Origin of the sequence: Helicobacter magdeburgensis, from assembly GCF_000765825.2 — a bacterium.
In the GTDB taxonomy this organism is placed as follows: domain Bacteria; phylum Campylobacterota; class Campylobacteria; order Campylobacterales; family Helicobacteraceae; genus Helicobacter_C; species Helicobacter_C magdeburgensis.
On record NZ_JRPE02000017.1, the window covers coordinates 1 to 22,996 of the forward strand.

Sequence of the window (22,996 nt, forward strand, 5' to 3'; positions counted from 1 at the left end):
GGCTTGTGGTTTGTTTTCTTCCGAAATCAAACAATTTTCAAACATAAAATCTGTATAACAATATTCGTTTATACTCCAACTAGAAATGTCTTGATTAAAACTTTTCGCTCCTTGAAACATATTACTCATATTTTCTACATTAATCGTATTCCAAGAATCTAAAGGCTGATTGAAACTTGTAGCATTTGCAAACATAGAATAAATATCCTCTACTTTACTTATATCCCACGAATTAAGTGGTTGGTTAAAATTTGTTGCATTTTTAAACATACCAATCATATTTTCTACATTGCTTGTATTCCAAGAATCTAAAGGCTGATTGAAATTTGTAGCGTTATAAAACATACAACTCATATTTTCCACCTTACTCGTGTCCCAAGAGCTTAAAGGCTGATTAAAATTTGTAGCACCCTCAAACATAAGAGCCATATTTTCTACCTTGCTTGTATTCCATTTTTCAATTCCGCTAAAATCTGTGCGTTTTGAATTTCTAAACAATTCCATCATATCGGTGATATGAGTAGTGTCAATATCTCCTAAATGAATAGATTCGTCTTTTATCAATTCTTTTAATTCTTCTTTTGTTTGTGGCTTGTATTTCATTTTACATTCTCCTTATTTTAGCAGAATTGTTTTCTTTATTTTCTGTATGTGGTTCATTAATACTAGATTTTAAATATTCAATATCACAATTTGCATAATCTAAGATTTTTGCAGTAAGGGGAGAAAGATTGTCAAATATTTCAAAATCAAATTCTAATGCTTCAGTAAGGCTTTCTTTATCAGCATTAGAGAGGGACACATAAGTGTCAAAATAATTTCCCTCCACAATAAAATTAACAGGTATTCCTAAATTACTCAATTCATTTTCAGCAATATTAGTAGCATTATTTAAAACTATTACAACAGGGTCTATATCAGACGAATAATCCCCTATATCATCTTGAAAATCAATAATTTGTTTTGCTAAAGAAGTCTCCATTTTCAAATCATCAACAAGCTTTAATGCAGTTGCCATATCTAAAAATCCTCCATACTTTCCATTTGTTACATCAATAAGAAAGTCTTTTATTTTTTCATTATATTCAGAATATTCTTTCTCTTGTGGTGTATGTATATTGCCCATTTGAACTCCTTTTTTATAGTTTAATTCTGCTTATTACGCATTTTATTGATATGTTTTTCATTTTTTTCTTCATCATAAGAATCTAAAATATTTAGAGTTTCTTTTAATATTTCTTTTTTATCCGTATCTATTTCTTTTGATAAAAGCATTCTAATATCAGTCATAAGGACACTTTTTTCTTCTCCTATTGTTCCTCTATCTTTAAAAATGGCGAGTTTTGCCATAATATCAAAGAATATAGCATCTTCACTTTCAATATTATGTTCTTTTTCCTTTTCCATTTCTTTGCTTTCTTCCAATATTTTATTCAATTTTTTTATAAATCTATGAATAAAATTATTGATGTTAGCTTTTATAGCGTTCTCACTCATTTTTTCATTTATTCTAAATGATTCTAATTCTTGCATTAAAAATCTAAAATCATTAAAATTTTGATATGAATTATAAGAGTTTTTAATTGCTTCTATCTTTTCTCTTATTTCTTCGGATATTGAAAGTTCATTTAAAATGTAATGTGCCATACTTCTCATCTTTTTCTCCTTGTGTGTGATTGAGTTTCTTCTTGCGACTCGCTTAATATTTCTTTTGCAAAATCATTTACAATACTTTCAAATTTACCTATTACAGCAGATTTTTCATACATTTCTTTATCTTTACTCAAAATTTCCAAAATTCTTTCTTCTACCATTGGAGTATTTATTTCATACGAAGTCTTTCTATAAGTAGGCTCTGTTGTCTCAAGAGGAAAATATGAATCATAAATATTACCATCTATATCTTTCCATTTATGTTCTTTATAGTCTCTATCTGCTATGGCAATAGTTCCATCTTCTAAAACATACCCTAAAAACTCACTTGTTCCATCATTTTTATAATCTTCCAAACGAGCCTGTGGAATTTTCCACTCTTCATAAGTTAAGATACTATGGTCTGTGTGAGATTTTGGTGTGATTTTTAGCATTTTACATTCTCCTTGTTTTAGTAGAATTGTTTTCTTCTTTATTTTCTTGCAAGGCTTGTGGTTTGTTTTCTTCCGAAATCAAACAATTTTCAAACATAAAATCTGTATAACAATATTCGTTTATACTCCAACTAGAAATGTCTTGATTAAAACTTTTCGCTCCTTGAAACATATTACTCATATTTTCTACATTAATCGTATTCCAAGAATCTAAAGGCTGATTGAAACTTGTAGCATTTGCAAACATAGAATAAATATCCTCTACTTTACTTATATCCCACGAATTAAGTGGTTGGTTAAAATTTGTTGCATTTTTAAACATACCAATCATATTTTCTACATTGCTTGTATTCCAAGAATCTAAAGGCTGATTGAAATTTGTAGCGTTATAAAACATACAACTCATATTTTCCACCTTACTCGTGTCCCAAGAGCTTAAAGGCTGATTAAAATTTGTAGCACCCTCAAACATAAGAGCCATATTTTCTACCTTGCTTGTATTCCATTTTTCAATTCCGCTAAAATCTGTGCGTTTTGAATTTCTAAACAATTCCATCATATCGGTGATATGAGTAGTGTCAATATCTCCTAAATGAATAGATTCGTCTTTTATCAATTCTTTTAATTCTTCTTTTGTTTGTGGCTTGTATTTCATTTTACATTCTCCTTATTTTTTTCTTGAATTTTTAAGAAAATTACTAATATGTTGCAATAAAAATATTTTATACGGATTATCCATTTTTGTTTGAGAAAAAACAAATCTATAAATTATAAGTCCCACCCCTGCATATATAATAACAAAACCATCTAGAGAATCCGTAAGAACATAAGCAAAAAATAATATAAAAATATTAATTTTTGAAAATAGAAAAAATATTATCTTTGCTTTTAATCTATATTGTTCTTTTGATATTGCTTCATTCATTTTTTTTACTCCATATTCTTTTATCTTTTTCTTTTATAACTAATCTGTGCTTGATTTTCTGTATTTGCTCCAACTAATTCCAATTTTTTTGTTTCATTTGATTCAATAAAAAGATTTTGCTGATTGTTTTCTTGAATATTTTTAATATCAGTTAATCTGCTATTTTCTCCTATACTAGCACCCAGCTCCTGCATTAATTTATATTTTTCTTCTTTCATATCTGCTATTTCTGCTCTTAATGCTTGGTTTTTCAATTTCACTTCATTCACAAGTTTTTTAAGCTCTTGCGATGGTAATTTTCTTAATTCTTCAAAAAAATCTATTTTAAAAAATCTATTGTCAAGAGTATCTTCTCTTTTAAATGGAAATTCTATTTGTTCTTTGTCTCTGATAAAATGAAACATTGCCTGAACACTTGCTATTCTTTTTTCATCAACAGATACTTCTTGAGAAATTGGAGGTGCAAAATCAGTATCAGACTTTAAGGCTTTGATTCTTTCAATATCTTTGCTTAGATTATGCAAAATTGCAGTATCAGAATGAGATTCTTCTAGATTTTTTATTAAACTATTCATATTTTCATTTTGTTCTTCAATATCATTGGTTTTTACATTGATTATTTCATTTTTATCGCTTTTTGATTGTTTTTGATTTCTTTTTTCAATATATTCTGATACTAAATAATTATGTAATATATCTAGCTGATATATTGTTTTATCTTTTTCCTCTTCACTATAATTTTTAAAATCCATTCTCTTTAATTCAATCCTGTTTAAATATTCTTTTTCATCAGAAATTAAATTGTTTTCCAATCCTATTTTTTTAAAATTTTTAAGCTTTTCAAAAAAATGCTCTGCAAGAATGTCTAACTCTTGTGAATTTATTTCTTTGTTGTAGAATTTATTAATAAGCTTTTGCATTTCTTCATTTTTTTGTTTTTCTCTTTCATTTTCTTTCATAAAAAATTCATTTTTAGTAAAATTTTCAAAAAATTTATCATAATCAACATTTCCTTTTTGAAAAAACTCAGCAGAGAAATATGCAATAGAAGTGGCATAATTATCTTCTCTATTTTTATTATGTGATTGATTAAAATATGTTTTTAAAGCTTCCTGAAAGTCTTTACTATCATTTAAGTTGAAATTTGAAGATTTTTTTGCTTTTTCAATAAACATTTTAAAATGAGCCACAAACTCATTAAAAATAGGGTCTTTTTTATTTTCTGCTAGTGTTTCTAGATTTTTTATTGCCCTTTCCATATTCTTTCCTTGTATTTTTAGAAAGAATATTAATTGTTTTTAAAAAACTTTGTTTTAAACAAAACTTAAAAAGTGCAAAATTGCACTTTTTTTGTGTCTTTATCGTCTTCTTCTTAGTCTTCTTATTCTGTATTCCTTGCGTTTTTCTTTGAAGTCTTGTAGAGATTTGGCTTTATTCTGTGTAGATTGTTGTAGTCTTTGCTCAAAACTTATTTGTGTCTCTCTTTTGGCTTGTGATTGTTGCAAGTTTCTCATTTGCTGTGTTTTAAGACGCAAAGATTCTAATCTATTTTCAAATGCTTCAAGCAATTTATCAATTTCATCATCGCTGATTTGTTTTTGTCTTATAGAGCGATGATAGGCGATTTGTTTGTCTATGTCGTTATGTTTTGGGTGTGGGGCTTTTGCGTTAATTTTAAAGTAAGGGCGGAAGTCTTTTTTGCTTAGGGCATTCTCTACACTACTTTCATAGCCAAGCTCTACAAGCGTATGGGCGATAATAGATTCTGCTTCATCTGCTCTAATACCTACAAATTGAATATGTGGCGAGTTTATCTCTCTGTCTTGTAAATGCACCTCACATATACCCTCTATGCCTTGAGCTAACAGCCTTGATTGAAGTATGTGTAATAAGTTGTTTATATCTTTTCTATCAATGCTTAATGCCCTAGCCCATATATTAGCTGTTTGTGTGTAGCCTTTTTGATTAAGGTAGGCTAGAATCTCACTTTTTATATCTTTCTCCCCTGTTTTTGTAATCTGTGGAGATTTGCGTTTAGAATCTATCTCTTGGAGTGCGGAGAGAAAATACTCTCGTGGCTTTTCATCAGCAATAGCAACAAGAGCAAATTCTAATTCTCGTAAAAAACTCCTAGAAGCTTGACTTCTCGCCCTTTGGAGCATTATCTGCACCTTTTTGCTTTGTGTGTTTTTGGTGTAGAATCTTGCATAGATTCAGCACTCGTAGCAAGATTAACCTCAAAGTTTTGTAAAATTGCCTTAAAATCATCTTGGCAAGATAGACAAGTATCAATTAAATATCCCTTTGTGTTTTCATACTCTTTCAACCCTCTGTAATAAAACAATCTATGTTTCTCATCAATCACAAAAGGGACAATGTTGTTTTTCAAGCATTCTTTAAACATTAAAAGTCGCCCTACTCGCCCATTCCCATCTTCAAATGGGTGAATCTTTTCAAAATGAAAGTGAAAATCTATGATGTCTTCAAGGCTCTTATTATCTTTGTAGCTATTTAATAGCTTTGTTATATGCCCTAAAACTTGCTTTGGCGGTGTTGTTTTAATATCTCCCACAAAGTTCTGTCTTTTTTTAAAATCCCCTATCACTTGTATATCACTGCAATCTTTTTTCACTAAAAAATGTAATTGCTTCATAAAATTTATATCCAGCCTCCCATATATATTGTCTAAAATAAAATCAAATGCCCTAAAATGATTTTTTGCTTCTAAAATATCATTTGTTTTTATGATTTGATTTGGCTCTGCGATAAAAGAATCGTTTTCGTAAATAAAGCGTGTTTGGTCTTTAGAGAGTGTGCTACCCTCAATGTGATTTGAATTATAAGCAAAGTGGATTTGTAAAAAATGATATAAGCCATTTTTGTAGCCATTATTTTTTTCACATAAAAGAATCTTAATCATTTCTTTCATTATCTACGCCTTTTTGCTTTGTGTGTTTTTGATGTAGAATCTTGCTCTTGTTGCATATTACGATTCAAACTTTTCTCTTCAATAAATTCTAAAGCCTTTTTGGCTCTTTGTTGGATACATTTTTCAATGGATTCTAGCCATTCATTAGAGAGATTATATTGCTCGTGGCGTTTGAAAGTAAAGTTGGTAAGTTTTTCTAGGTTTATGGTGTGCTTCTCTCGTGCAAAACGATAAAGTTGCTCTTCAAAACTTAAATCAAACCAAGAGGATTTAGTCATAGATTTTTTAAAAAACCATTCATCTTGTGGATATTTCATTAGATTTAGCATAGAATAGCCATTATCAAATATGGGTGCAGGTCGCAAAATCTCGCCTGAACTATTATCCACTATCATTCCAAAATTACCCAAATGCCTATCGGTATTACAAATGAGTGCGTCAAAAAGCATTAAATCAACAAAATACTCATTTGAATAAATTTTAGTTATTTCTTCTATAAGCTCCAAGCCTTTAATTTTGTAAAATTTTTCATCTAAAAATTGATACATAGGCACAAAGCCCTCATTTTCATTTGTAAATATAGGGCAAGAGCTTACAAGTTGATTATGAAATATTTTTAAATCATAAGACACATAATCAAACTCCATAACTTCAGCAATTTGAGACATATAGTATTCAGCATAAGCTTCTTTACCGCCATTAGAATTTGCTTTGTAGAGATAAATTTTCCCATTTTCTCTATGCCAACATTTTTTAAGCATTCCATTTGTGGTATATTCAGGCGAAGAGGTGAAGCCTTTGATTTTCAATAGCTCTTCTCCAAATGAGGTTCTTTGTAATGCTTCACTAAATTCATTATCATAAAGATTATAATCTTTCCATTTATAATCTTTGCTAGAGGGGATAATCCAATATGAATCATTGAGTGAAAGTCCCAAAGAGACATCAATATAATCCATAAGCATTTCTTTGCCACCTGTGCTATAAGTGGCAATAATATTTTCAACAAAAGCTCTATTTTGTGGGACTTTCCTGTTTTCTATAAACAACTTAAGATTGTTTGCAATATCATTTGTATGTATTAAAAAATGTGGAAGTTCATTAATTACTTCAATATTTACAATAGCTTCAACAATACCCTTTCCACTTTCAAATTCTTTAATTTTTTCAACAACCTCAAATCTCACAATCTCTTTATCTTTGTTTTTCAGCACATATTGCATATTAATCTCCAAGTATATCCCTGCTTCTTACATTCTTTTTGGCTTTCTCCGCTTGTGAATCTTGTGGAGTTTGTGGAGCTTGAGTTTTATTCAACATAGAATCTAATATGTTATTGAGCTTAGATTCTAGTGTAGCATTTTTTTGCTTGAGTTCTGCCATTTGCTCTTTATAGTCTTTTTCCTTTTCGTCAAAGATTTCTGCTTGAGCTTCAAGCTTATACATTTTCTTAGTATGAGATTCTATCTCATCAAGTTTAGCTTTAAACTCATTTGAAATGCTTTCAAGCTCTTTCCTGCTAGATTCTAAATTGCGTTCTAACATCGTATTTTGATTTTTAAGCTCAAGATTAAGCGTGTTAAGCTTATTCATATTTTCAGCATTATTTTTAAGGGCTTCTTTACTTTCACTTAGCATTGCTTTATTTTGCTCTAGCATTTGTTCTAAACTTGCATTTTTAGCCTTTAATTCTAAAGTGCTTTGTTGCAGGGCTTTATTTTCATTGCTAAGTTCAAGATTAAGATTATCTAGCTCATTAATCTCGCTTTCATACTCACTTATGGCGTTTTGCTGTTGGGCTTCAAAGGATTCTAGCTTTTCAATCATTTGAGCTTCTTTTTCTTGCAGTTTTGCTTCAAAGTCCTTTTGCAACTCATATTCATAGTTTTTCATTTCATTGAGTTTTGTTTGCAGTGTGCTTTTAAGCTTTGAAATAGTCTCTTCTCTTTTTTCTACTTCATTATAAGCCTCTTTAGTTTCTGCTTTTAGCTCCTCTTTTTCATTATTAAGCGTGATAATTTCTTGCTCTTTTTGAGAGAGACTTAAAATATCTTTGCTAAAAAGCAAACTTGCGAAGTTAATGGTATCATCATTCCTATATTTTTGCTGAATATTTTTAATCGCCTCTAAAATACTTAGCCCATTATTAAGATATTCTTTCAAGTCATTATAAGCACTTAAAGAATCTTTTTCTGCCTTTTCTAATCGCAATTTAGTTTTTTCAAGCTCTTTTTGACGATAAATCTCTATACTTTTTGCAATGACCTCTGCAATTTTATCATCAGCACTTTGTTGTGTGTTTGGGCTATCATTTAAGTTTGGCTTATCATTTTGGGCTTGGGCTTTAGGCATTTGAGCGATAGTATAAAGCCTTGTGCTTTTATCTTCTTCTAACACCTTTTGAGCCTCTGCTTGTTTTAAAGATTCTCTACTTGCTTGGACTTCTGCTTTTAGCTCACTCTTTGCTAAATCTAGGGCTTCTTTTTGCGTATCTAGTTGAGATTTTATAAGCTCCTTTTGCTCTCTTTTTTCCTCCGCATTCAAATGTCCCCAATAGATAACTTCTTGAATATTTTTAATATTTTTCTCTCCATTGCTGTATTTTACGCAAAAGGATTCTTCTATATCGTTATCATCAAGCTTACAAGCCAAATCAAACAAGAATCTCCCCATAATGAAGTTATTATCCTTTGGCAAGGCATAGTTTTCCAAAAGGGTGAGTTGCTCAGGCTTGGCATTATTCATAAAAGGCTCATCATTATAATAAAATGCACCTTTTTTGTGATAGATAAGTGAGCAATAATCCCCATCAATATCCATAAAATCCACCAAAGAAACGCTTTTTGTTTCTAAAAACAAATCCTTAATATGCTCCTTTTCTTTTTCATTCACTTCACGCAAATCAATAGTGAGCTTGTAAAATTCGTGTTCTTGCACTTCTTTAAGATTCTTAGATTTAAGAAAATTAATGGTTTTAAAATCAAGCTTGTTATTTGTAGTATTCTCTGCTATGTCATTGAGTGTTTTTACATCGTTATCCATTATTTCTTTAAGCTCTGCCATAGTGGAGAAGCTTTTAAAATATGATAAGCCATTTTGCTCTAAAAATTCATAATACTCACTCTCACTGCCTTTATAAAACTTCTCTAGTGTATCTAAAATGGGGCGTTTTGATAGGTTTTCAATATTAAGCTCATTAAAATCTACCTTTCGTATTGAAATATTTAGCATTACTCTCTCCTTTTAATAATTTAAATCAAGCAATAAAGCTATTTTTGCTTTGACTTGATGGAATACGCTTTCATCACATTGAGTGATGAAAGTAGCCTTTCTTGCTTTGTAATCCACACTTGTAAGTTGGTCGCTTAAGATGGCTGAATCTTTATCCAAAATCTCACACCGCACTTCAAAAGGATAGCCTTTAATCTTACTTGTGAATGGCACACACAGGCATAATCCACTTTTTTCATTATATATCTTTGGGCTTAAGACAAGAACAGGATAACTCTTTTCTTGCTTATTTTCCTTATGTATAGTAGATAGAATCCATATAATATCAGCCATTTCAGGAACATAGGCATTTTCAATATTTTCTACCATTCCACTCCCCTGCTCTCAATGCTGTCATTTTGCGTATTGAGATTTGTTTCGCTTATTGCTTGGCACAAATCTTTTAGGTTTTCTTGTCTTTCCAACAAGAGCTTATCATCTACTATACGCAATATCATTTTGGTATCTTGGGTTATATCAAGTTTTTTAATAAATTCATTTGGTATTCTAATACCAAATGAATTGCCCCATTTTCTTAGCTTTGCTTCTGCAACCATTTCTTTCTCTCTTTGTTTTTTATGTATAATGTATATACTTTGAATAAAATTATACAGGATATATGTTTATACATAACTTAAATTATAAATATTTGCTTCTTGGAGTATTTTTGATATTTATTTGATTTTCTTTTAAAATGCTAATTTTTTCTTCCAAACTTTGCTTGTCTTGAAATTCTTTAAAATCAATTTGAATTTGTTGAACTTTTTGAATATTTTCATCTATTGAAAGAATTTCTTTTTCTATTTCTTTAGTTATATTTTGTTTTTGATTTCCATCTCTGTTTGTATCCATAGCTTTATTTTCAGATTTCATTTCTTTTATTTTTACGGCTTTTTTTACAACCTTAGATATTTTATCTTCTTTTTTATTCTCTTTATTCTCTTTATTCTCTTTATTCTCTTTATTCTCTTTATTCTCTTTATTCTCTTTATTCTCTTTATTTTTTAATAATTCATTTTCATTTTTTATTACATTATTGAGTGATTTAATTTTTTTAGCTTCTTCTGCCCCTATGAATTTTCCTTTTTCATTTAATAGTTTTTTATATTGTGGTAATAAATCTTTGATTTCAGGACTATCCATATCAATTTTAATTCCATCTTTTCTCTTCGCATTACGAATATTTATTATTTCTTTCATATTGCGAACATCTTGCTTAAGCGTATCAAGTAAGATTTTTCGCTCATAATTTTCCACATTATTATTTTTTAAAAAGTTTTCTTTTTCATTTATTTTGCAATTATTTTCTTTTATTTTTTCGTCATACTTTTGCAACATAGATGGTATTTTTTCAAAAGTATTTTTAAGTCTTTCCAATAAACCATCAAGAACAATACTTCTTTGCAACACTCCACGATTACTTTTAAAAATTAAATTTTCTGCGGAAAGACTATTGCCATTTTGAGTAATTATTTTGCCATTGAAATATACATTGTTCTTATCAAGTCCTCCAAAAGATAATGTAAAAATGAGTGAAATATTATTTGCTTTTAAAACTTCTATTTTTCCATTTTCAACATAAGTATCAGGTTGGTTTTCCATTTTCATTAATTCTTTTGCTATTTTCTCTCTTGCTTCTTTAAAAGCATTTTCATCGGATTTATTTTTTAGCTTTTTACTTGTTTTAATTCCAAATATTTCTATCTCATAATTATCTTGTGAAAAACCTTTATTATTAAAGCATTCTCTTAATGCTTCTAATTCTTTTATTAAGAAAGCATTTTGATTTTTGAGATTGTCTAATGTTTTTTCACTAGCAATAAGACTTCTTTTATAATATTCTAATCCTTGAACTTCTTCTTTAAAAATTTTTTCTAATATATGTTTTTCCAAAATAAATGGATTTCCTGTTGAAACAGCTTTCATATCTGATATATTTACAAGTTCGGAATCTATACTATCAAAAACTCTTTGTTTTTCAAGAACATCAGCTTTTTTGATTTGAATGAGCGGTAAAAGTTTTTGCTCGTTGATTTGAAACATTCTTGAATCATAAGTCTGTTCCGTTGCATAACGATAATGAGCTAATTTAAAGTTTTCTTTGTCTCTTTCAAAAAACATATTGCCTTGTCTAACTGCTCGTCCAAGTCTTTGTTGCATTTCATCAGGTCGCCAGGGACAATCAAGCTCGTGTAATGCAACTACTCTTTGTTGAATATTAGTTCCTGCACCCATTTTATTTGTGCTACCAATAATTATTCTAATGTCTCCAGCATTAACCTTATCAAACAAAGCTTGTTTTTGAATATCAGTTTTTGCGTCTCCAATAAATGCAATCTCTTCTTGCTTTATACCATTTTTAACAAGTTTTTTTAATACATCACTATATACATCAAAATTGCTTTGTTCTTCAACCAAATCAGCATAACCATATTTCTTGTGAATAATCTTTTCATTGTTTTTATCTAAAATAAAATTACCATTTTTATCTTTTTTGTATTCTATCCAATAGCTATCAGCCTCTATTTCTCTTTCTTCTCCACTATCATCTATTACTTTTTCTTTTTCTATATAAAATTCAAGTCCTAATCTACTAGCAGTTTCCTCTATTGTTTCTGATTTAAGCTTGAGAGTTTCATTCATATTAACTTTTTGTGAATGGTTTTTACTTACTCCTAAATCACAAAAAACAATTTGTGTATTTTTTTCATATCGCTCATCATTGTAATGAAATAAAATTTTTTCTATCATTTTATTAATTTTTGAATCTTCATAATCATCTACTTCAGGGTTAATTAATCTAAAATCAAGTCCTGCCTTTCTTGCGTCAGAAGTGCAAACGAGAGGATTGTTTCGTCTTGGGTCTTCGTGATATTTATCCATTCTATCAATAATTGAACCAGGAGTATATTTTCCATTTTCATCTTCTATGCCTATATAATTGCCTTGCAATTCACTTCTTGGTGTAACTACATTCATTGTTTCAAATTTTGGAACAATTCTTCCTGTAATTTTTTCTATGTCTTCATTTGTTATAATGTCTGCATTTTGCTTATAAATAGCCATAAGCTCAGGGGCATTAATAAATTTTGAAAGCCTTGATACAAGAGTATAATTTACACCACTAGAATCTAATTCTTCGCTTGTTACAATGCTTGTAAATGCTCTTTGCCAATCATCAAAATGCTCTAAACCTAACTCACTCAATGTTTTTGGTTGCATATATCTCAACATCGTATAAAACTCTGCAATAGAATTAGTTACAGGAGTTCCTGTAAGAAAATAAAGTTTAAAGTTGTTTTGGTGCATATATTGTGTAGCACAATACATTTTCATTGCTTTTTGAGAATCTGTTTGTGGCAATCCTTTCACTTGCTGTTTTGTTTCTATAAATAGATTTTTAAATAAATGTGCTTCATCTACTATAAGGCAATCTATACCTAAATCTTCAAAAGCAATTTCATCGTCATAAGTTTTACCTTTAGCTTTTTTTGTTAATTTTTCTTCTAAGCTCTTTTTTCTTGAAAGTAAATATCTATTCATAGAAGAATCGCTTATATTATTATCATCTTTGTCTTTATTATTTCTCTCATTAAGAGAATTTTGAAGAGCTAATAATTCTTTTTCAATCAAACTTTTTTCAAAAGTCTGCATAACATTCATATTTTCAAAAGTTGAATGCTTCATAATAATGGCGTCAAAATCTCCATTTCTAGTTCTATATAAAAATTCTTTTCTTTCTTTTTTGCTATTTATTTTATCCCCAACTAATAAATTAGCTGTTGGATAAGCTCTTGAAAATTCATTTGCCCATTGACTAGGAAGATGATTTGGAACTAGAATCAATGCTTTTTTTATCATTCCCATTCGTATCTGCTCCATTACCAAACCAATAGCAACAAGTGTTTTTCCAGCACCTACTTGATGGTCAAAAAGCATTGCCTGATTTGAAATACCTTTAAAAACAGCATTATCTTGGTGTTGTCTAAATTTAATATCTTTGTTTAATGTTGGCATTTCTAAGTAATTTTTATATTCTAGTTTTGTATTTGAAAAAACATTAATAATTTCATTATATTTCTTTTCAATTCTATCCCTATATTCTTTATTATTAAAAATATAATTTGAAAACATATCTTTAATATTTTCTGAATTATCTAAAGCTTTCTTTGTCGGAATAGTTTCAACAATTCTACGATATTTTCCATCACCTATTGACTCAGAATGAGCCACTTCTAATTTTTCATTGTTAATTGTCTTTTCAAGCATAGCTTTTATTGTGATTGCTCGTTCTTGTTTCTCATTATCCACTTCTAAAGATTTTGCAAGTTCATTTAAGTCTCCGCTATTCTCTGTATCTGCTGTTCTTGTTAATATAGTCCCATCTTCTTGTTCTTGTGTTATATTAAAATTCTCCAAAATATAAAAAGATTTATTTTTTTCAAATTTTACATCTGCTAAAGATGGATTCTCAAAAAAAGTTTCTTTAATAAAATTTTCATAAATATCAATATCAATAAAATTTGCTCCAAATGTAATTTCAATATCCTCAAAACCAATATCTTTGGGAAAATTATTTTTTAAAATTTCTGCATATTGATTTAATTCTAAACTAAATGGCAAATCAAATTTAGCATTTGTTTCAATCATATCGTTTATTTTTTCTAATTTATTTTTAATATTTCCACTTAAAAAAACAGATTTTAAATCATAGGAATTTTTTGTATTTAAATTTGGAAAAATTAATTCGTTTTCTGATAATTCTTTACAAATATCAACCAATGGCATTTTTGGTAAATAACTTTGCAAAATTTCTAAATCAATAATACCTACATCATTAATTGTTTTTTGCAAGGCTTCTGTTGGATTTGTAGCTTCTTTCTTTTCAATAGGATACAAAACTCTTTTATTGAGAATATCAGAAACTTCATACTCCACAATATTTTTACCATTAATAATTTTCTTAATTTCATTTTCACAACTTCTAATTCTATAACTTTCTAATTTTTCAAGCTCAATCATATCTTTCAAAGTGTGCATAACTACCATTTTATTTTCATCGGTTTTTCTCTGTTGTCTTGTTTGATTGAAGCTTTTAGCATTAGAAAGAGAAATAATCTTATCTCTCAAGTCCCTTAATTGCTTTTTATCCGCCATAATAGCTTCATTACTTAAGTCATCATTTGGCAGTTCTTTTTCATTTTTAATATTTTTCTTTAGTAAATCTCTAAACTCAATAATTAGCTTTAATATTTCTTTTTCTTTATCATTTGGGTATGTTTTGTATTGAATGTCTTTTGTTTCTTTTTCTGAACCATCTTTATTTAGGTTTAAAATAATATCTTTTTCATTAAGAATATATTTTTTATCACGACTAATTTTATCAATAAAATAAACTTCTGAATAACTAAAGCCTTTTTCCTTGATATAAAAATTATTATTATATTCAAAAATATTCCCTATACGCAATTCTTGAATATAATTAATTTTATCATTGTCTAATTTCATATTATGTAAGGATTTTAAATCTGAATCTTTTGCAGGAGTGGTATTATAAAAATTTTGATATATCTCTTGTTTTTCTTGAATATGCTCCGATAAATTTTCTAAGCTTCCATCATCTCTAACTAGGAGTGTATTTTCTCCAAATTGATTTGTTCCTGCATTTGTCATTCCAATAATATTATCATAATACAATTCAAAATATTTATTAAAATTAATATCTTTTTCATCAATATTGCTTGTAGATAAACTTTCCATAGCAAAAGTTTTTTCTTCCAATTTTTCTAAAGTCATTCTCATATTGTATAAATCGTGTGTTAAATTTATTGAATATGAATTATCATCATACTTTTGTCTTATTTGATTTTCCAATCTTGTATTAAAAGATTTAAAGTCTGCAACTTTTTGTAAAAATACTATATCACTTAAAACATTTGTATGAGTTGCACCAAAAGCTGAATTTGGAAGTCTAAAAGCATTTAACAAAAGATTATTTTCTGTTAATTTTAAACGATGTGTATTATAAGTGGAATCTAAAAACCCTGAAGTAATTACAAAACTTGAAACACCCTGCTCCTTAAGTAAATTTTGTGATTTTAAAACAAAATAATTATGTATCAGCTCTTTATTTTCTTTATCATCTATTCTTATATTTTCATAAGGCGGATTGCCTATAACAACATCAAATTCTCTATCAAAATCAATTTCTTCAAAACCTTTATTATGAATTTTTGTTTTAGGGTGTAGGAATTTGGCAATGGTAGCAGTCAATGTGTCTTTTTCAACTGCTTCAAATTCATAATTTGGAGGAGCTAATGTTATAAAATGTCCTATCCCACAACTTGGCTCTAATGCTTTTACTTTTTCATTGCTTGGAACGCCAACTTTTTCTAATCCACGAAACATAGAATTAATAATGTTTTTTGGAGTGTAATAAGCATTAAAGCTTGAGTAGCTGATTTCCTTGTATAATTTTTTTCCTAAAATATTCTCAAATTCTGCTCTTTCTTTTTCATATCTCTCATCAAAAAATAATTCTCTCAATCCACCAAAACCGCTAAATTTAGCTAAAACTTCTTGTTCTGTTGGAGTAGCTATTAAACGATTTTGAGAAAAAATTTCTTGTGTGAGTTTAAGTGCCTCCAAGTTAGCTTCTATTCTTTGTGATTTATTTAAATTAAAATCTATTTCCCCTTTATATTCTGCTCCATCAAGAATATCTAAAAATTGATATTCACTAAATGTTTTAAAATCTAAATTTAAATTTTCATTTATATTTTCTTGCTCTAAAATAATATTTTCACTTTCTTGTTCTTTTCCAAGATGAGTTTCTCCAGGAAGCTCATTTGTGTTATTTTGTTCTCCATTTTCGCCTTTTGATACTCCAAGCTCATTATCTTTATTTTCGTTTGTTTTTAATGATTTTTCATATTCTTCCATAATCTCATTAAAAACTATATCTTGAATATTATTTTTAAACTCTAATTGTTTATCTCCAAGTTGTTCTAAAAATGGCGAGTTTTCTAAGTAAAAATCTAAATATTTATTTTTAAAAATATCCGCAAATAATTTGCGTGAATTTTGTTTATCATACAAAGAATATTGAAAATTTTCATCTTGTATGATATTGTCTTTTAATTTTAAAATTTCATTGATTATTTCAACATTATCAATAAGAGATGATATTTTATTTTTAAAAGTATTGTTTTCTTCATTATCTTTGATTTCTTTATTGCTATTTAAATTTTCTAAATTTGTGTTATGCTCTCCAACTTCCAAACTTTGTGTTTGGCGAAGCTCATCAATATCTCTGATTTTATCTTGTCTTGATTCCAACAAATCGTGTTGATTTCCTCCGATTTGAGATTCTTGTTCTTTTCCAAGATGAGTTTCTCCAAGAAGCTCATTTGTGTTATTTTGTTCTCCATTTTCGCCTTTTGATACTCCAAGCTCATTATCTCCAAAATCTGTGGTATTTCCTCCGCTATTTGATGAGTTTGATTCTCCTTGTAGAATTTGTTGAGATTGTTGATGAGTATCTCCATTGGATTGCTCGTTGTCAGCATTTTCAAAAAGAGATTCTTGTTCTCCAACTGAATTGCTAAAATTGCTAGACATTCCTTGAATATGTTGAATGTTATTGGCATTGCTATTTGAAACACTTTCAATTCTTCTATTATCTTCTTGGCTTGTGGAGAGACTTTGACTAAAAGTGGTATCAACTCGTTCCCCTCTATTAGCAGTTCCTGCTCTATATCCTCCATCATCTGCCATTTCAAATCCCATATTTTGTCCCCCACTAGCTGATAGGGATTGAATACCTCCATCTTGGCTTGAAATATCAAATAAGCTTGGTTCTCGCTGTAACTCTGTATTGTTTGATTTATCTCGTAAAGCTTCTCTTTCATTATTTTCTCGTATTTCTTCTCTATCCGCTTGGCTAAAACTTCTAGCAAAGTCTGATGATACTCTTTTAACAATTCCCTCCAGCTGTGTGGATTGTAATAGCAAATTAATTCTTCTAATAAGTCTTTCATTTGTGGATTGAAATTCTTTTGCAGAAAGAGAATCTGATTTAAATCCCTCATCTCCATTATTGAATAAACCATTGGACTCCTGAAGCTCTCGTTCATTCCTACCATTATCAGTCTGTCTATTGTTTGTTGTGCTTGTTCCTGTGCTTCTTTCTCTTTCATTCCCTCTTTGGTTATTAAATTCTTCGTTAAATTCCTTATCAAAAAGCCCCTGACTTTCTGTATTGTTACTTGTCTGTGTTTGTTTCTCCGTAAAATCGGAACTACTTTCCATAGGATAAGTAAATCCTTTTCCATCGTGTTCGTTAATTTCTTTTTGACTATCTTGAACGCTTCTTTGGCTTCTTTCTCCCAACTCATCTCTAAAGCTTGGCTGTAATCCCCCAAAATTTCTTCCTGCTCGTTGCCCTCTTCTTGTTCCTCCATTATTTGAATTTCCTTGAGTTTCTTCGGAGATATGTCCTTTGTTTCTAGAATCTTCACTTTCAGTAATTGACTTAGCAAACTGCTCATTTTTTATTCCTTGAATTTTTTCTTGAAAAAAATAAAAATCATTTTCCAAACTATATTCTATCAAAAAATCATTATTATCTATATTGTTAGGAATAAAAAATGATATAGATTGATTCTTTTCGTTATATTTTAAAATCAAATCCAACTCAAATTCATTAGATTTCTTATTTGCAAGGAAATTATCAATTTCTTCTTTTTGAGTTATAAAATTTTGTTTAGCTCCTAATTGAAAAACAAATGATTTAAAAAAACTAAAACTTTCTAGTTTATTTTCTTGAGTATAAATTTTTTCTAAATCATTTGTTTGTAAATCTTCACAAATAACTGCTAGATAATTATCATTATTTTGGACAATAAGAAGTGCATTCATTCAAAAATCCTATATTTATAAATATTGTCTTATATGATTGTATTTTTAAAGTTTTAGCAGGAAAATAATTCCTGCTAGTGATGATTATCTCATCTTATGGATTTTATCAAGAGTGTCTCCGACATAATCTTCTGTAACCTGCTCTTGCGTTTTTGCATTTTGCTCTTGTTGAGCTTTTGCAACATCAGAAAGTAATGAATCAATATTGCTTTTGTGTTGTTGTGCGTCTTCTTCACTTCCAGCTTTAATTACATTGCCCTCTTTGTCTTTCCTGTCATACGCAGAAAAGTCGCCTTTTTCCAATCTCTCATTCACTTTTTCAGATTGCTGAATGTAATAAGCTTTAAACTTTTCCAAAGTTGCTTCATCAGCAAATGCTTTGTCTGCATTCCTTTCCATATGAGTCGTGAAAGCTTTTTGGAAACGAGAAAGTGTCATTTCTAAATAATCCATTTTTGCTTTTAGCAAATCATTGCCTTTATTTTCTGTATATTCGCCTGTTTCAAAATTGGTTTGAGCTTTAAAATAATCATCTCTTGCGATTTTAGAATCAACAATCAATTCATTTTTTGTTCTGTTAATCCAATTTTGAAAACTTGTGCTTAATACAGCGTCTTGTGGAATTGTTTTCTTAATCATCTCATCAAAAGCATTTGCCACTACAATCGCATAAGGATTTTCATCAAGTTTTTTGTATGGATTCCATTGGATAACAACATCTTCTCCAATTTCATTCTTCTTATAGAACATTCTAGCTCTATCATCTTTTTGTTTGGCTTCCAAGAAAGCTTTTCCTAATTCTGTTTTCAACAATTCTGTTGTGCTAGTTGGCATTTTGTCTCCTTTAAAATTTAAGATACGACAAAATTCTAGCTATTTAGAAAAATTCTTGTTTTAAACAAAACTTAAAAAGTGCAAATTTGCACTTTTCTAAGGGATTTTAACAAACTAAGAAAAAATTATTAAAATCAGTGAATGAAGTTATACGAAATGAGAAATAGAATTAAAGCAGGTATTCCAACCATAATTAGTCCAAATACTATACCACGCCTTTCAAAATTAAAAAATATTTCATATATAATAATAAGTCCAAATACAAAAACAATAGCAAAAATATCAAAGCCTTTTAAAATATTATCTTTAAGCCCATTTTGTATAATAAATCCCATTACACAAAGCCACCAAATTACACTCCAAAATCTATTGAGTTTCATTTTTTTGCCACCTCTTTTCTTCTTTTAGGTATATAATCTATAACTATTATACCTAAAAATGCAAATCTCAATAAATAAAAGTGCAAATTTACACTTTTATGCGATAAAGGCTCTTCTTGCAAGATTTGATTCTATACCACTTGCAATCACATCATCTTGTTTGCCATCAATACCTACAAGTGATAACGCCCAGCCTGAACCTGAAATAATAAGTTTCCACATAATATAGGCTGAAGCAAGTTTCCCAAACATTGCTAAAAGTCCTGTAATAGCTCCTGTAATGAAATTTGTATAGAAATTTAAAGTCCCTGTCTCAATGCCTGAAAATTGCTGAATAGATAAGAATAAGAATAACTCATCAATAAGCGTATGCACGAATAAAGCAAGGTATATAAAAAGCACTATCAAAACAGGCTTTAGAAAAATAGCTATTCCTGTAACAAGAAATTGGACTATTTTATTCATCTGTCTTGTAGCCATACCCCAAGCTACTACAAATGGAGAGATATAAAAATATTTACATAATGAAACAAGATAAGACACAAAAGCAATAAGCGAAGCTGTGGTGCAAACAAGCAATGGAATTTTCTCAAAAGTCCATTGTAAAATAGTAATAGTAGAAGTATAAGCTACCAATGATTTAGAAACATAGCTTGTAGCAAATCCTGCTGCCGCACCTCCAAGCTGATACCAACCACCACCTTTTTCATCGCCAATAGCTCCCCCTATTGCAAGTCCCATTTTTTTTGGATTTTCAAGTGCAAATTCTTTAATTGCGGAAGCACCAGGTAACATCATCCACACTAATTGTCCTGCAACCCAGCCTAATGCACTATTTGAAATATCATCTGCTCCTCTACTTACATCGCCTTTTCTCTCTGCGTCCAAAGTGTTTTTGATATTGGCTTCAGTAGATTTTTTCATATCATCTTTTGCAATTTGGTCTTTTGCAAAAGCAAAAGTTTCAGCAAGTATTGCAGAGCTAGGTATGAGAATGGAATCTGCCCAACCTAATTGTCTATCTCTATTTGCAAAATATTTATCTATCTCATTAAGCCTTTCTCTAGCTCCACCTGAGCTATGAAACTTTCTAATTTCTTCAAATTGTGAATCTAGCCTTGTATTTTGTTGATAAGCCTCTTTGATTTGGACTTCTAACAAAATACAAGCTTCAAAACTAATATCTTCTTTAGTTCCTGCTTTTCCATTCACATCATTTTCAGTATAGTTTTTTCTAAGCTCTTCTTTTTGTTCTTCGTTTAAAAGTTGATAATTTAAACTACTTGTGTTGAAAGAGCCTAATTTTTCTTCATATCTTTCTAAGCAAGTTTTTTCATAAATTTCATTTCCTTTTTCTATGATGAAATTATTAATACTCTTATCAGCAATTAACAAGCCTATTCCATCATTAGATAATCCGCCCAAACTCTTATAGATTTTATTCATATAAGTTTCTGCTCCAACAGCATTTGCCATATCCGCAAGGTTTGTGGAATGGATAGTAAAATAACGAATGACATTTTGCATAATGGTAGAATGTGCCTTGCCATTAGCTTCAGGTATTGGCATAAAAAAAGTTCCAACCATTAAAAGTGGAATATAAAACTTATGCAAATATGGCTCATTAGAGCTACTTTGTCCCCTATTTTCTAAATATGCTTGTAATTTACTTGCTCCAATTTGAGTTACAAAAAATCCTCCAACAAGCATAAAAAGAAAAATCTGTAAGTGTTGGTAGATTTTTTCATTAGCTAAAAACAGGTTTGAAAAATATGCCATATTGTTTTTATTGAAACCATCTAGGGCAGAGGTGCTTAAATAATTTGTTTCATAAGTAGTTGTTAGAAGAGTATCTTCTATAAATTCTCCTGTTGATTCAAGTCCTGAATCTTTAACCATTTTAGCACCTTTTTTAATGGTGTCTCCTACATAATTTTGAATACTATCCCAAATACTTCCAGGCTCTGTATCTAAAGGACGAAACTGTTTTTGCTCAAAATTTTTCATAAAAGTCCATATTGACATAGGTTTGATTCCATCTTGAAGAACAATTTCCCCTCTAGCTTCTGTTTCATCTCTATTAATAATATTTGGATTTAAAGTTACCAAAGCAGTAAGGAATTTTGTCATCGTAATATTTTTTTCATCTTGTTGAAATTTGATATTACTACTTATTTGAAACTTTTTACTTGAATTGATAATGTCTTGGTATTGATTTGCAAGATTAGGAATATTACAGCCTGTAACTCTTTTTCCAGCTTCAATACCCAAATCTTGAGTTAAATTTGTTTCATCAAAGACTTTACAAAATGTTCTACCATTCTTAAAATCAAAACCTGATATTTGTGTTACATATCCCGAATTGACATCACGACATTCCCAAGAACAATTTTTGCTAATTATATCAGTGTTTGATGAAAAAACCTTTTTTGCTTTTTGATTAACACTCGCATTTTCTGCACTTTGCTGATTTCCATTGCCTAAAAGTAAAAATGGTATGAATAATACCGCAAACAAAAAATTCATTTTTTTCATTTTTCACCTCCATTAAGTAGTGTTGGATTCTCGTGGATATTGCCTATTACCTCTAATCTAAAGTTAAGGTAAAAAGACATATCAAAAAGACTAAAGTATCTTTTTCCTAAGTATTTTTTTCCTCTCTTTACTTCTCGTTCTATACAATATCCCCCTCCCACATTTTTGAAAAATATCTGTGCTAAAAATGTTTTTTTAAGGCATTTTTCTTTGATGTGTTTTGCTAAAACTTCATCTCTATCATCATTATATTTGCCCCTATTTTTAAAACAAACTATATCGCCCTCGTAGATTTTTTTGCCATTTTTATCATAGAATCCACTCCATAGCTCAATTTCTATATCATTACTAACTCCGTGATTAAAGCCGACATTGTTATAAAAGGTAAAAAATTCTATATCATCAAGTTTTTCTTTGTTTTTGTCGTAAAACTTTACTAACCCCATTGCTATTACTTTGTTGAATTGGTTTTTTTTCATATAGGAATCATCTATATATCCACCATTCCATACTTCTCCATTTGCTATGGCAAAACCACCAACCCAAACCCTAAAATCAAAGTCTTCTAACTTCATTCTTTATCCTTTCCTAACAAATCAGCATTCTCGTGGATATTGCCTACGACTTCAAAAACAAAATCTCTAATTTTTTCTAGTGGATAGGCAATTCCTTGAGTAGCAATATCATAGGCATCAAATACAAAAGGCTCTAATTCTGTAAGTTTTATTATGAAAGGTTGTGAGATTAGAAACTTTATATCTCTTTTTCTATGTTTATCATCTAGGTAAAGTGGAAAAAATTCTGCTTCTTTGTTCTCTTGTATCAAAACAATATCCCCATCGTATATCTTTTTGCCATTTTTATCTCTTATGCCTGTCCATAATTCTATCTCGGCATTCTCGGTAGCATTAAAACCACCGCAACCGCTCTCGTGTCTATTAAAAAATTGAAATCCAAAAAATTCATTTTTATTAAAATCTTGAGTTTCACCGAGAAAGTTTTCAAACCACTTTACAATCCCCACGCAATGATAATTTTTTGCATAATTTTCATTGACATATTTTCTATTCTCTGTGTCCCAAATCCTATAATCAAAATCTGCTAGTTTCATTTTTAC

At 29.3% G+C, this 22,996-nt stretch carries 19 protein-coding genes; all 19 read right to left on the reverse strand.

Annotation, left to right across the window (positions count from 1 at the left end; all coding sequences use genetic code 11):
- A partial coding sequence (locus LS74_RS09280; protein ID WP_138129073.1) for a BspA family leucine-rich repeat surface protein occupies positions 1 to 603 on the reverse strand: 603 nt, incomplete at its 3' end.
- Position 604: 1 nt separating this feature from the next.
- A complete protein-coding gene (locus LS74_RS09285) occupies positions 605 to 1,126 on the reverse strand; it encodes a hypothetical protein (RefSeq protein ID WP_034589626.1) in 522 nt (173 codons plus the stop codon).
- A 20-nt stretch (positions 1,127 to 1,146) separates the two neighbouring features.
- Positions 1,147 to 1,656, reverse strand: coding sequence for a hypothetical protein (locus tag LS74_RS09290; protein ID WP_034589623.1), 510 nt, complete (start codon positions 1,654 to 1,656; stop codon positions 1,147 to 1,149).
- On the reverse strand, positions 1,653 to 2,087 hold the full coding sequence (locus tag LS74_RS09295) for a hypothetical protein (protein WP_034589622.1): 435 nt from the start codon (positions 2,085 to 2,087) through the stop codon (positions 1,653 to 1,655). Before LS74_RS09295 ends, LS74_RS09290 begins: the two co-directional genes overlap by 4 nt.
- A gap of 1 nt (position 2,088) precedes the next feature.
- A complete protein-coding gene (locus tag LS74_RS09300; protein WP_138129076.1) occupies positions 2,089 to 2,742 on the reverse strand; it encodes a BspA family leucine-rich repeat surface protein in 654 nt (217 codons plus the stop codon).
- A gap of 12 nt (positions 2,743 to 2,754) precedes the next feature.
- Positions 2,755 to 3,012, reverse strand: coding sequence for a hypothetical protein (locus LS74_RS09305; RefSeq protein ID WP_034585746.1), 258 nt, complete (start codon positions 3,010 to 3,012; stop codon positions 2,755 to 2,757).
- 20 nt (positions 3,013 to 3,032) lie between these two features.
- Positions 3,033 to 4,271, reverse strand: coding sequence for a hypothetical protein (locus tag LS74_RS09310; RefSeq protein ID WP_034585749.1), 1,239 nt, complete (start codon positions 4,269 to 4,271; stop codon positions 3,033 to 3,035).
- Between the two features lie 99 nt (positions 4,272 to 4,370).
- The gene (locus tag LS74_RS11495) at positions 4,371 to 5,174 is read right to left on the reverse strand and encodes a hypothetical protein (protein ID WP_236096903.1); all 804 of its coding nucleotides are present in this window, start codon (positions 5,172 to 5,174) and stop codon (positions 4,371 to 4,373) included.
- Entirely contained in the window at positions 5,174 to 5,941 is a 768-nt protein-coding gene (locus LS74_RS09320; protein WP_084584212.1) for a Fic family protein, read from the reverse strand. The genes LS74_RS11495 and LS74_RS09320 overlap by 1 nt, the downstream gene beginning before the upstream one ends.
- Positions 5,941 to 7,164 carry a HipA domain-containing protein gene (locus tag LS74_RS09325; RefSeq protein ID WP_052086373.1) on the reverse strand — a complete coding sequence of 408 codons (1,224 nt, stop codon included), beginning with the start codon at positions 7,162 to 7,164 and terminating at the stop codon, positions 5,941 to 5,943. Before LS74_RS09325 ends, LS74_RS09320 begins: the two co-directional genes overlap by 1 nt.
- A gap of 1 nt (position 7,165) precedes the next feature.
- Entirely contained in the window at positions 7,166 to 9,172 is a 2,007-nt protein-coding gene (locus LS74_RS09330; RefSeq protein ID WP_034585752.1) for a coiled-coil domain-containing protein, read from the reverse strand.
- Between the two features lie 12 nt (positions 9,173 to 9,184).
- Positions 9,185 to 9,541: a type II toxin-antitoxin system PemK/MazF family toxin gene (locus LS74_RS09335; RefSeq protein ID WP_034585755.1), complete on the reverse strand. Its 357-nt coding sequence runs from the start codon at positions 9,539 to 9,541 to the stop codon at positions 9,185 to 9,187.
- Positions 9,535 to 9,768: an AbrB/MazE/SpoVT family DNA-binding domain-containing protein gene (locus tag LS74_RS09340; protein ID WP_034585758.1), complete on the reverse strand. Its 234-nt coding sequence runs from the start codon at positions 9,766 to 9,768 to the stop codon at positions 9,535 to 9,537. Before LS74_RS09340 ends, LS74_RS09335 begins: the two co-directional genes overlap by 7 nt.
- 82 nt (positions 9,769 to 9,850) lie before the next feature.
- Positions 9,851 to 18,130, reverse strand: a complete 8,280-nt coding sequence (locus LS74_RS09345; RefSeq protein ID WP_034585761.1) for an SNF2-related protein — start codon at positions 18,128 to 18,130, stop codon at positions 9,851 to 9,853.
- Between the two features lie 84 nt (positions 18,131 to 18,214).
- Positions 18,215 to 18,964: a hypothetical protein gene (locus LS74_RS09350; protein ID WP_034585763.1), complete on the reverse strand. Its 750-nt coding sequence runs from the start codon at positions 18,962 to 18,964 to the stop codon at positions 18,215 to 18,217.
- A gap of 134 nt (positions 18,965 to 19,098) precedes the next feature.
- A complete protein-coding gene (locus LS74_RS09355) occupies positions 19,099 to 19,344 on the reverse strand; it encodes a hypothetical protein (protein ID WP_034585766.1) in 246 nt (81 codons plus the stop codon).
- A 96-nt stretch (positions 19,345 to 19,440) separates the two neighbouring features.
- Entirely contained in the window at positions 19,441 to 21,879 is a 2,439-nt protein-coding gene (locus LS74_RS09360; protein ID WP_034585768.1) for a hypothetical protein, read from the reverse strand.
- Positions 21,876 to 22,454 (reverse strand): YopX family protein, encoded by a 579-nt coding sequence (locus LS74_RS09365; RefSeq protein WP_034585772.1) that lies wholly within the window; start codon positions 22,452 to 22,454, stop codon positions 21,876 to 21,878. The genes LS74_RS09360 and LS74_RS09365 overlap by 4 nt, the downstream gene beginning before the upstream one ends.
- The gene (locus tag LS74_RS09370; protein WP_138129078.1) at positions 22,451 to 22,990 is read right to left on the reverse strand and encodes a YopX family protein; all 540 of its coding nucleotides are present in this window, start codon (positions 22,988 to 22,990) and stop codon (positions 22,451 to 22,453) included. The genes LS74_RS09365 and LS74_RS09370 overlap by 4 nt, the downstream gene beginning before the upstream one ends.
- Positions 22,991 to 22,996 lie beyond the last annotated feature (6 nt).

What these genes read in the sequence shown, in the direction of transcription:
- LS74_RS09360 (WP_034585768.1), bottom strand. Translation starts at nt 21,879, where the DNA reads ATGAAAAAAATGAATTTTTTGTTTGCGGTATTATTCATACCATTTTTA.
- LS74_RS09285 (WP_034589626.1), bottom strand. Translation starts at nt 1,126, where the DNA reads ATGGGCAATATACATACACCACAAGAGAAAGAATATTCTGAATATAAT.
- LS74_RS09335 (WP_034585755.1), bottom strand. Translation starts at nt 9,541, where the DNA reads ATGGTAGAAAATATTGAAAATGCCTATGTTCCTGAAATGGCTGATATT.
- LS74_RS09355 (WP_034585766.1), bottom strand. Translation starts at nt 19,344, where the DNA reads ATGAAACTCAATAGATTTTGGAGTGTAATTTGGTGGCTTTGTGTAATG.
- LS74_RS09340 (WP_034585758.1), bottom strand. Translation starts at nt 9,768, where the DNA reads ATGGTTGCAGAAGCAAAGCTAAGAAAATGGGGCAATTCATTTGGTATT.
- LS74_RS09310 (WP_034585749.1), bottom strand. Translation starts at nt 4,271, where the DNA reads ATGGAAAGGGCAATAAAAAATCTAGAAACACTAGCAGAAAATAAAAAA.
- LS74_RS09365 (WP_034585772.1), bottom strand. Translation starts at nt 22,454, where the DNA reads ATGAAGTTAGAAGACTTTGATTTTAGGGTTTGGGTTGGTGGTTTTGCC.
- LS74_RS09345 (WP_034585761.1), bottom strand. Translation starts at nt 18,130, where the DNA reads ATGAATGCACTTCTTATTGTCCAAAATAATGATAATTATCTAGCAGTT.
- LS74_RS09370 (WP_138129078.1), bottom strand. Translation starts at nt 22,990, where the DNA reads ATGAAACTAGCAGATTTTGATTATAGGATTTGGGACACAGAGAATAGA.
- LS74_RS09295 (WP_034589622.1), bottom strand. Translation starts at nt 2,087, where the DNA reads ATGCTAAAAATCACACCAAAATCTCACACAGACCATAGTATCTTAACT.
- LS74_RS11495 (WP_236096903.1), bottom strand. Translation starts at nt 5,174, where the DNA reads ATGCTCCAAAGGGCGAGAAGTCAAGCTTCTAGGAGTTTTTTACGAGAA.
- LS74_RS09330 (WP_034585752.1), bottom strand. Translation starts at nt 9,172, where the DNA reads ATGCTAAATATTTCAATACGAAAGGTAGATTTTAATGAGCTTAATATT.
- LS74_RS09300 (WP_138129076.1), bottom strand. Translation starts at nt 2,742, where the DNA reads ATGAAATACAAGCCACAAACAAAAGAAGAATTAAAAGAATTGATAAAA.
- LS74_RS09320 (WP_084584212.1), bottom strand. Translation starts at nt 5,941, where the DNA reads ATGAAAGAAATGATTAAGATTCTTTTATGTGAAAAAAATAATGGCTAC.
- LS74_RS09325 (WP_052086373.1), bottom strand. Translation starts at nt 7,164, where the DNA reads ATGCAATATGTGCTGAAAAACAAAGATAAAGAGATTGTGAGATTTGAG.
- LS74_RS09290 (WP_034589623.1), bottom strand. Translation starts at nt 1,656, where the DNA reads ATGAGAAGTATGGCACATTACATTTTAAATGAACTTTCAATATCCGAA.
- LS74_RS09350 (WP_034585763.1), bottom strand. Translation starts at nt 18,964, where the DNA reads ATGCCAACTAGCACAACAGAATTGTTGAAAACAGAATTAGGAAAAGCT.
- LS74_RS09305 (WP_034585746.1), bottom strand. Translation starts at nt 3,012, where the DNA reads ATGAATGAAGCAATATCAAAAGAACAATATAGATTAAAAGCAAAGATA.